The sequence below is a fragment of the Moorena sp. SIO3I6 genome (genome assembly GCF_010672095.1).
This window is the reverse complement of sequence record NZ_JAAHHU010001093.1, coordinates 1-1,691: the sequence shown is the minus strand read 5'-3', so window position 1 is coordinate 1,691 and position 1,691 is coordinate 1. Positions and strand designations below refer to the sequence as shown.

Annotated in this window: 3 protein-coding genes and 1 pseudogene; all 4 read right to left on the bottom strand. The window is 47.4% G+C overall.

All coding sequences use genetic code 11. The annotated features are described in order from the left end of the window. Positions 1–259: pseudogene (locus tag F6K49_RS46470) on the bottom strand (hypothetical protein); the annotation flags it as partial. Beyond that, complete coding sequence (locus tag F6K49_RS46465; RefSeq protein WP_293109227.1) at positions 193–336, bottom strand: hypothetical protein; 144 nt, start codon at positions 334–336, stop codon at positions 193–195. The pseudogene F6K49_RS46470 and the gene F6K49_RS46465, both read right to left, overlap by 67 nt. A 5-nt stretch (positions 337–341) precedes the next feature. Further along, positions 342–1,190, bottom strand: coding sequence for a DNA-formamidopyrimidine glycosylase (locus F6K49_RS46460; RefSeq protein ID WP_293109225.1), 849 nt, complete (start codon positions 1,188–1,190; stop codon positions 342–344). A gap of 93 nt (positions 1,191–1,283) precedes the next feature. Next, the gene (locus tag F6K49_RS46455; protein WP_075897196.1) at positions 1,284–1,499 is read right to left on the bottom strand and encodes a photosystem I reaction center subunit IV; all 216 of its coding nucleotides are present in this window, start codon (positions 1,497–1,499) and stop codon (positions 1,284–1,286) included. Between the last annotated feature and the right edge of the window lie 192 nt (positions 1,500–1,691).

Genomic DNA, 1,691 nt, shown 5'->3' with positions numbered 1-1,691 from the left:
GGGAATCCGGAACAGGGAATTGGGAATCGGGTCGGGAATCGGGAATCGGGAATCGGGAATCGGGAGCGGTGCGACCCCGGTCGGGTTTCCCGACAACCGTGAACGCGCAAGCCCTGGGAATCGGGAGTCGGGAGTCGGGAACTTCGGATAAAATCTTGTTTACCTTATTACTATGAGAACCGATAATTACCCTTAATAAAAATCTCCCCATCTCCCCATCTCCCCATCTCCCCATCTCCCCATCTCCCCATCTCCCCATCTCCCCATCTCCCCATCTCCCCATCTCCCCACACTTACGACACTTCCGACACTTCCGACACTTCCGACACTCCCCAATCGGATCAATGCTGACAGTTCGGACAAAAGTGAGCGGAGCGACCGACTAATTTGGTTCGCTCGATGGGGGTGCTACAGATACGACAGGGTTCTCCGGTGCGACCATAAACCCAGGCAATCCCCTTATAGTTGCCATTGACTCCCTGGACGTTAATAAAATCACTAAACGTGGTACCACCAGACTCAATCGCTTTTTCCAATACTTGGATAATCGCGATGCTCAGCTTTTCGATCTGCTCTAAGCCCAAATCCTTACAAAGGGTTTCTGGTCGAATACCACTCAAGAATAATGCTTCATCGGCATAGATATTACCTATTCCTGCTACCAGGGATTGATCGAGCAAGGCGGTTTTAATCGCGCGTTGGCGGTGATGTAGCTTACTAACTAGGTAATCTGTAGAAAATTCCTGGGAAAACGGTTCTGGTCCGAGTTGCTTTAAACCAGTGATAATGGTTTCTGGTAATTGGGATGGCGGAATCCACCACATTCGACCAAAAGTGCGTTGGTCGATAAACCTTAACTCCTGGTTGTTTGGGAAAAACAATCGCACTCGCGTGTGTTTTGGCTGAGGCTGGTCTTGACTTAACCATAGCAGTTGACCAGTCATTCGGAGGTGAACACCTAACCAACCGGCCTGATCAGCGTCTGACTTGGTTAGTTTAGCGAGTAGGTATTTGCCCCGTCGATGCCAATCACTAATGGTGACAGTTTTGAGTTGGGCTAAAAAATCTTTCGGAGAAATAGGGTGGGCGATGGTGCGCGATAGTAACACCTCTCCACCCTGGATTTCCTGGCCTGTAGTCACTTGATTTAGACCCAGGCGAATTGTTTCAACTTCTGGTAGTTCCGGCACGGTTGAGTGCTTTAGTTGATCAATGGTGAGTGCAAGCGTGTTAACTTAGCACTCTACAGACAGCAGGAACTCAAATTCCCGAGTCTGGTTAGGTTAACCAACTACTTCCACTTCACTCTCTGCATAGTTATTGGTATTCACCCCAGAGGCGCTACCACTGTAGCCAGTATAGTTTACCCTATCAAAGCGGACAATCACTGGGTATTTGATACCACTTTTGTCTACACTAGCCACAGTTCCCACATCGCCATACCAGTAGGATTCTTTTCTTTTAATCCGAACTTTTGCACCACGTTTTAGTTCTGCCATAAAAAAATTTACCTTACGCTCTAGTTCTACAGCGTACTACTCAATTAGGCTTATCCGTTGACTTGATTGTTTAAGTTTTATTAATTTCCCTGTAGTGAATCGGGAGTAGGGAGTAGGGAGTAGGGAGTAGGGAGTAGGGGTAAGAAAATTGACTGTATCTCATGAGTATGATTAACGCTATGATGACCGATA

Coding starts and splice junctions, on each gene's coding strand:
- F6K49_RS46455 (WP_075897196.1), bottom strand. CDS start 1,499: ATGGCAGAACTAAAACGTGGTGCAAAAGTTCGGATTAAAAGAAAAGAA.